Origin of the sequence: Mesorhizobium sp. M0909, assembly GCF_040319515.1 — a bacterium.
In the GTDB taxonomy this organism is placed as follows: domain Bacteria; phylum Pseudomonadota; class Alphaproteobacteria; order Rhizobiales; family Rhizobiaceae; genus Mesorhizobium.
In genome coordinates this window covers 1-8,276 of record NZ_JAMYOA010000047.1, presented here as the reverse complement: position 1 = coordinate 8,276, position 8,276 = coordinate 1, and the positions used below count along the sequence as shown (strand labels likewise).

Genomic DNA, 8,276 nt, shown 5'->3' with positions numbered 1-8,276 from the left:
CATATGGCACCGGGGTCGCTCTGGGGGGGGGCCCGGGGGTTGGGGCCCCCCCCGCGGGGGCCCTCCCGCCCCCCCCGGCCCGCCCCGGGGGCGGGCCCGCACCGATGGCCGGCGCGCGAGCGGTGGACGGCGCAGCCGTTGCGGCCGTGACAGGGGCGTGGCAGGGGTCGCCTCTCGGGCAGGCCGCGGGCGCGGCCTCTGCGGTGGACCGCCGCCATGCCTGCAAACTATCCGGCAACGCCGCGCCGGCCCGCCTGCCGGCCCGACCCGTTCATCCGGCTGGCAGGAAGAGACGGAAATCCTCCGGGACGAGCTGATCGCTGAGCCATGCCGCGAGATGGGCCGGGCCGAGATGGCGCAGATCGTCGTTGAAGTCGCCGAGCTGCGGCCGCAACACAAAGGCGAGGATCCCGGCCTCGCCGGCGCGTTGGCTGAGACGCTCGATGCCGTGCCGGCCGGCGGCGTCGGCATCGGCTGCGATGTAGAGGCGGCGGCAGCCGGGCGGGAACGTCAAGCCGGCGAGGTGATTGGCCGAGGTGGCTGCGGCCACCGGCAGCACCGGCACCACGGTCCGGAGCGAGGCCATCGTCTCGAACCCCTCGCCCGCGGCCATGACCGGGACGGTCGCACCGGGCTGGTGGCCTAGCCAAATGCCGTTGCCCAGGAGATCCCCCAGCGAGCGGCGGGGATCGGCGAGCTGCGCCTTGCCCTGACCCGAAGGATCAAGCCAGGTGCGCTGCAGGCCGGTGATCTGCCCGTCGAGACTGGTGACAGCGGCAATCAGCGCAGGCAGGGTCTGCGTCTCGCCCGTCACGAGATCCCTGTAGTAGCAGCCGGGATGGAAACGCAGCGCGCGCTCATAAGTCGAAAGCAGAATGCCGCGACCGGCGAGATAGCGTTCGGCCAGCGTGCCCGCGATCGGCTGCGACATGGCGAACAGTCGACGCGCGGCCTCAGGGGAGCCGCGTGCCGCGGCTGGCTGGCCCTGCGCGCCAGGAGGCCGGGGCGGTGGCAGCGGCATGGAGAGGAAGCGACGTGCTTCATCCGCGACTTCGCGGAAGTCGACCAGACCACAGCTCTGCTCGATGACGTCAAGCAGGTCGCCATATTCCCCCGATGACTCGTCGGCCCATTTTCCGGCTGCCTTACCGCCGACCGCCTTGAGCCGCACATGCATGGAACGGCCGGGCGTGTTGCGGACATCGCCGACCATCCAGTAATTGCCGGAGCGATGGCCGTTGGAGAGATATTCGCGGCACACCGCCTCGGCATGTTCGCCAAGGCGGCTTGCCAGCTCGGAGGCCGAGCCGGTCATGATAGCCTCCCCTCAAGCCGCCGCGGTACGGCCGATGACCCCGACCAGCGTATGGCGCTCGAGGAGCGCGACGAGGATGGCGGACCCTTGCTCGCTCGTCGGGATGAACAGCCGCAGCTTCCAGGAGATGATCTCGGAGATTAGCCCCAGCGCCTTCAGCCGGGGAACCATGGCATCAGTGAAGCCGATCAATTCGACACGGTAATCGTTCATGACTTGGCTGCGGCGCAGGATCAGGCCATCGCCTAGTTGCAGTCCGATCTGTCCGTCGACAAGCCCCGTCCATGCCTCGTCCGGTGCAAGCGCCGGCACATCGTCGAGCCCCAGATTGCGGAACATGGTCGCGACAAGGGTCGGCGCGATGTGACGCCCGATGATGCGTTCGCCGGCATCGGTCTGCATGCGATAAACTCGACAGTCGTCGTCCGGCAGCCGACGCCAGATCGGCAGCAGCAGACCCGTCACGGTGTGGAAAGTGCTGGTGGTGAATTCGGGGACGGCGTCGATTTCTGCCTGCCAGAATTCACAGAAGAGTTTTCGGTCGGCGGGCTGCCAGAGTGTTTCGGCAAGTGCGTCGAGGCCGAAGCGCAGCTCGTCGGTCGGCCGCAGCAGGCGCGCGCGATGCTCGACGGTTCCGTCGTCGAGCATCAGGCTCGCCGTCGGCAGCCGGATCGCCGCGCGGCTCGACCGTGTGTTCACCAACAGAACCGATTGGGGCTCCGCCCGGACGATGGCCAGCGCGTCGACGAGGCCGAGCGGCCGGATACGGTCCTTGCGCGCGACGGTGAGCACATGTGACTGCGCGCCGGAGACTGGATGGGTATAGACGGTCCTACGATCGGTGACGACGATGCTCTCCGCCGTGATCGTCTCCAGACCCTTGTCATAATTGCCGGCGGCTATGGCGCCTTCTATTCTTCCCACCATCAACTGCTCGAACACCTCGAACAGCAGGTTCTGGGTCTCGATGCGCAGCGCCAGCAGGCGATTGAGCCAGGTCGTGATCGGCGGTAGTTCGTCGCGCAGCCCGCCTTCATCAGTCGTCAGCGACAGGCCGGTTACCGTCTCGAAGGTCGTGAGCGAGCAGCCGTCGATCTTGCCCTGGTGCAACAGAAGATAGAACTGGCGAAGGGCCGCACGGGCATAGGGGCTTTCGAGATTGTCCTCGGACCGGAACAGCCCTGCCCCGCCGGTCTGGCGCTGGCCGCGCGTGATCGCGCCAAGCGTGTCGAGCCGTCGCGCGATCGTCGACAGGAATCGCTTGCCAGCCTTCACGTTGGCGGCCATCGGCCGGAACAGCGGCGGTTGCTTCTGATTTGTGCGGTGGGTCCTTCCGAGACCCTGGATGGCGTTGTCGGCGCGCCAGCCGGCCTCGAGCAGATAGTGCTTGCGCAGCCTCTGGTTCTTCACCCCAAGATCGGCGTGATAGGAGCGGCCTGTACCGCCGGCGTCGGAGAAGATCAGAACGCTCTTGTCGTCATCCATAAAACTCTGGGTCTCGGCGAGGTTGGCCGAGCCTGGGCGGTTTTCCACGGCAAGCCGGTCAATACCGTCGCCGCCGGTCTTCTTCACGATGCGCCGCGAGCGGCCGGTCACCTCGGCAACGGTGTCGGTGCCAAAGTGATGGATGATCTGGTCGAGCGCGCTGCCGACCGGCGGCAGCGATGCGAGTTTTTCGATCATCTCGTCGCGCCGGCGAACCGCCTCGCGGCACTGGACCGGGTTGCCATCTTCGTCGTGAACGGGCCGCGAATAGACATTGCCATCGGCGTCCGAGTATTCCTCGAACAACTGCGTCGGGAAGGAATGCATCAGGTACCCGCCGACATACTCGCGCGGCGTGACGTCGACATGCAGGTCCGACCATTCCTCGGTCGGGATTTCGGCAAGTCGCCGTTCCATCAGCGCTTCGCCGGTCGAGACGATCTGCACGACCGCCGAATGGCCATCCGCGAGGTCCTGTCCGATCGCGCCGATCAGCGACGGCGTCATCATCGAGGTGATCAAGTGCGAGAAAAAGTGCTGCTTGGTGCTCTCGAAGGCTGAACGCACGGCCGATTTTGCGTCGCGGTTCAGCGTGCCGGCCTTGCTGGTGATGTTGGTCGCCTCGAGCGCGGCGGTCAGGTTGTTGTGAATGACCTGGAACGCATCGGCATAGGCGTTGTAGATGCGGATCTGCTCCTCGGTCAGCGCGTGCTCGAGGAGGTCGTATTCGACACCGTCATAGGAGAGCGAGCGCGCCGCATAGAGGCCAAGCGATTTGAGATCGCGGGCGAGCACTTCCATTGCTGCGACACCGCCATCCTCAATCGCGGCGACGAATTCGGCTCGGTTGGCGAACGGAAAATCCTCGCTGCCCCAGATGCCGAGACGCTGCGCATAGGCGAGGTTCTCGACCGCGGTCGCACCGGTCGCGGAGACGTAGACGACGCGCGCGTGGGGAAGGGCGTGCTGCAGCCGCAGTCCCGCCCTTCCTTGCTGCGACGGGGCGACGTCGCCACGCTCGCTTTTGCCGCCAGCGGCGTTGGCCATGGCGTGGGCCTCGTCGAAGACGATGACCCCATCGAAAGATTTTTTCGCCCCCGACGGGCTTTCTCCAATTCCTGTCTGGCTTTCTTTAATCCCGGTCTGGCTTTCGGCCCTCCCCGCCGACTTTTCTCTGTTGCCCGTGGGGTCTTCGTCCCTCCTCGCCGGCTTCTCTCCAGTCCCTGTCGGGCCTTCGGCCCTCCCCGCCTCTTGGCCAACCCAGTCGAGGATCTGAGCGATCCGCGATTTCTTGCCCTCCCGTTCCTGCGAGCGCAGGGTTGCGTAGGTCGTGAACAGGATGCCTTCGGCAAGGCGGATCGGCGTGCCCTGCCGATAGCGTGAGAGTGGCTGCACGAGGAGTTTTTCCTGGCCAAGTGCTGCCCAGTCTCGCTGAGCGTCTTCCAGCAATTTGTCGGACTTGGAAATCCAGATCGCGCGGCGCCGCCCCTGCAGCCAGTTGTCGAGGATGATGCCGGCGACTTGCCGTCCCTTGCCGCAGCCGGTTCCGTCACCCAAAAACCATCCACGCCGAAACCGGACAGCGTTCGTAGCTCCTTCTGGCGCGGCCGAGACGACATCGCAGGTCTCGTCAACCGTCCAGGCGCCGGTGAGATGACCGCAATGGGCTTCGCCGGCATAGATGACGCTTTCGAGCTGGGCGTCCGACAGCAGGCCCTCGTCGATGATCGCATCAGGAAGAAGCGGCCGATAGGAAGGTTTTGGTGGCGCGACGGCGGCCATTGCGGCCGACTGTACGAGGGGCGTCGGATGGGGTTTGGCGCGGGGAATGTCGATCGACTGGAGCGCGTAGGGTTCGTAGATTGACTCGGTGAGCCGGCCGCCCTCCTCCGGCATCCAGTCGCGCAATTCGTAGGCAAGGGGAACAGCCGGCGTGCTGTTTGCCATGACCTGGCGAGCGGGCTTCGCTCGCGCAATCGGACGGACCGATTGCATTGCCTTTGGAGCAGCCGTTGAGACAGCGAGGGGTGCGGCTCTCCGGGATCGGGCAGCCATCTGCATGGCGGCATTGCGCAGGATGCCGCTGGACAATGCACCGATCGAATTCGGGAATCCACCCAAAGTCCGGGGCGGCAGATCGGAGATCCAGGAGAGCAGCGTTTCGACATCCTTGGCCTTGCCCGGCAAGGCGACGAAACGCGACGGATCGACGGCCGGCACCTTGTCGATGATCGTCAGGCGGGTCTCGGTGGTGGTTCCGTGGCGGGCATAGACGCGGCCGTCGATCGCTGCGGTGAAGATGACCGTGCCCTGCTGCTGCAGGCGTTCGAAGGCGAGCCGCCATTTCGGGTTTTCGGGAGACAGCCCGGCGCCGGTGATGGCGACAAGACGACCGCCCGAACGCAGGCGTGCGAACGCGGAAGAGAGGTGCCGCCATGCCGCATCGGCGACATGGCCGTCGACATAGGCGCCGACGCTGAAGGGCGGATTCATCAAGACGAGGGACGGCTCAATGGCCGCGTCGAGATGGTCGTCGATATGGGCGGCGTCGTGCCGCGAGACGGGGAACTGCGGAAATAGCAGGCCGAGCAGATCGGCCCGCGTTGCGGCAAGCTCGTTAAGCGCGATCGAGGCGCGCGCCATCTCGGCATGGACGGCGAGCAGACCGGTGCCGGCCGAGGGTTCGAGAACGAGGTCGCAAGATGCGATCGCCGCGGCGCGCGCCGTGACGAAGGCCAGCGGCAAGGGCGTAGAGAACTGCTGCATGGCCTGGCTCTCGTCGGAGCGTCGCCTATGGGTGGGAAGAAGTTCGGCGATGCGTTTCATCATCGCCAGCGTTGCCTGCGGCGTGGTGGACCGGAACAGGATCGCAGGGCCGAACCGGCGCAGAAACAGCACCTGGGCGACTTCGAGCGCCTCATAGGCGTCCTTCCAGACCCAGAACCCTTGCGCATCGCTGCCGCCAAAACTTGTCGTCATGGCGGTGCGCAGTGCGGCGGTGGTGACAGGCTCGCCCTGTTCGAGGAAAGGCAAAAGCAGCATTCCCGCCTGATGGATCGCCGGGGCGGTGTCGATGGCGTCTTGTGCCGGCACGCCGAGGGGAGCGGCCGTCCGGGCGACGGCAGATGTGGTCGAAACGATGTTCATGGAGATGTCCTTCGCGAGAGGGGAGTGGCGCCCGCGCCGGCACTCTCTCCGCGCCAGCCGGGCCGCACTCCTCCCGGCTCCCCTCTCCCTCTGGCGCCGATGCAACAAACGGGTTGCGCTCTGCGCAAAGCCATGACTCAATGCGGGGACAGGGATGCGGCGGCGACCTGGAGCTGTGGAGGTGATGCGACAGTTCAGAATTGGCAGTGAGGTTTACGAGGAAGGGACGCCTGACCTGCAGGCGGCGCTGGCCAACGCCTATGCCCGCACCGAGCGTCCGCTATGCCTGTGCCGCGAGGCGGGCTGCCCGATGTACATCGCCCGCATCGGCGACCTTCATCTGATCAAGCGCATGCCGCTGAGCGGCGGCGGGCATGATCCATCCTGCGATTCATATGAATCACCTTACGAACTGTCCGGGCTGGGTGCACTGATGGGCAGCGGGATACAGCTCGATCCGCAAAGCGGCATGGCGGCCCTCAAATTGGACTTCAGCCTGTCGAAGACAGGGAGCCGGGCAGCATCCGTGCCTGCGGGGCAAAGTTCCGCCAGCGTAACCGCCGATCCCAGGAGGATGTCGCTGCGTGGCCTCCTTCATTATCTCTGGCAAGAGGCCGAATTGACGGTCTGGACATCCCGATGGGCCGGCAAGCGACATTGGTGGAATGTCCGCTGGCATCTGCTCGAGGCTGCCGGGCAAATGACGGTGAGGGCCGGACCGCTCGCGGATACCCTGTTCGTGCCCGAGCCGTTTCGCGCCGAGAACAAGGAAGCGATCGAGCAGCGTCGCAACGCGGTTCTCGGCACGGCGCTCCCGCCGAAATCCGGCCCACGAAAGCTGCTGGTTCTGGTCGGCGAGGTGAAGGAGATTGTTCCTGCCCGCTCCGGTCAGAAACTTGTCATCAGGCATTTGCCCGGTTTTCCCTTTATCATCGACCATGCATTGCACCGCCGCTTGCAGGTACGTTTCGAGAAAGAATTGTCGCTGTGGGGAGCGGATTCGACTTCACATCTGATAGTGATCGCGACCTTTGGACTGAACCCGGCCGGACTCGCCATCGTCGAGGAGATCGCGTTGATGGTGGTGTCCGAGAACTGGATCCCTTACGAGACGGTCCCTGAGAAGAGGCTCGTCGACGCGCTCGCCCGCCTTCACGAGAAGAGCGTGAAGGGATTGCGCTACGACCTGCAAACCGACCAGCCGATCGCCAACGCTTTGCTTCAGAACAGGCAGCAGCCGATCGCGCTCTTTGTCGTCCCGGCCGGTGCGGACGAAACGTTCGACGCTTCGCTCGACGAAATGATCGCCGCGCGTCCGGAGATCGGCTCCTGGGTGTGGCGGGTCGGCGAAGCCGATATGCCGCCGCTACCGCTCTGAGCGTCGGCGGAATTTCGAACGAGGGCTCAGTATGTCTTACGCAAGGCCCAGCTTCTTCTTGAGCTCGGCATTTTCCTTGCTCAGACGGTCAGCAAGCAGGTTCTTAAGGCGCTTGTTTTCTTCTTCGAGCGCGACAAGATCATAGAGATCGCCGCTATCTGAAGAAGGTGCGGCAGCTCTTTTCCAATAATAGTAGGTCTGCTCGGATATGTCGGCCTGGCCGACCGCAATCTTGCTGGTCGCGCCCCCAGCGATCGATTTCTCGATCTGGGCAAGCTTCTGGGCGCGCTCCTTCTCAGAATAGGTCTTCCGGGCGGTCCGCACTGCCCCCGCAGGTTCAGCGGCCTGGGGCCGTGGTCTCGCCCGGTTCTTGCGGGTCGGCTTGGCGAGCTCTGCCTTCGCTTTCTTTGCTCGCGGAACTTTCTTCTTCGCTTCAGGGGCTTCCACTTTGGCTGGTGCCACTGTTGTCTCAACAGTTTGAGCTTCCTGAGAATCGGCCACGATATGCTCCGCTTGTGGATTGTCACCCTCTTCAGCATCGATGGGTCTTATACTGGAGTCAATGAGCTCAGAATTTGGCAACTGCGCACCATCAGACAGCTGCGTCATTCCCGTGACAATGGACAGGTCGAGACCGCCCCAGATCGAGTGGCTTGGCTTTTGCTTGCCGCGCTTCTGTTTCACTTCCACGATAAATGGCCGGATCTGGCGCTTCATAGTCCCTTCCTTGATGTGAGGACGACTTGCAAGCCAAGTCGCTGTTTCGCGTCAGCGAGTATCCTACGCCCAGGCATCTTATCGCTCTTGCCGAGCTTTATCGGAGAAGGCCAGCGACGAGCAAGCGAGGTTTCACTGATCTCGGGGACTGGCTAGAGCACGTCCTGTGATCGATGAATCGATTGTGATGTGACGGCTGCGTTTTGTGCTGATTCAACATCCACCTCGAGGGAG

4 protein-coding genes are annotated in these 8,276 nt (G+C 64.4%); 1 reads left to right on the top strand and 3 read right to left on the bottom strand.

The features are described 5' to 3' along the window. Window positions 1-271: 271 nt before the first annotated feature. Window positions 272-1,315, bottom strand: a complete 1,044-nt coding sequence (locus NKH83_RS31240; RefSeq protein ID WP_352808984.1) for a DUF7146 domain-containing protein — start codon at window positions 1,313-1,315, stop codon at window positions 272-274. A gap of 12 nt (window positions 1,316-1,327) precedes the next feature. Further along, window positions 1,328-5,947, bottom strand: coding sequence for a strawberry notch-like NTP hydrolase domain-containing protein (locus NKH83_RS31235; RefSeq protein WP_352808982.1), 4,620 nt, complete (start codon window positions 5,945-5,947; stop codon window positions 1,328-1,330). A gap of 184 nt (window positions 5,948-6,131) precedes the next feature. Here NKH83_RS31235 and NKH83_RS31230 point away from each other — a divergent pair, with 184 nt between their 5' ends. Further along, window positions 6,132-7,325, top strand: coding sequence for a DUF1173 domain-containing protein (locus NKH83_RS31230; RefSeq protein WP_352808980.1), 1,194 nt, complete (start codon window positions 6,132-6,134; stop codon window positions 7,323-7,325). A gap of 36 nt (window positions 7,326-7,361) precedes the next feature. Here the strand turns inward: NKH83_RS31230 and NKH83_RS31225 are convergent, their stop codons facing one another. Beyond that, window positions 7,362-8,042, bottom strand: coding sequence for a transposase (locus NKH83_RS31225; RefSeq protein ID WP_352808978.1), 681 nt, complete (start codon window positions 8,040-8,042; stop codon window positions 7,362-7,364). Window positions 8,043-8,276 lie beyond the last annotated feature (234 nt).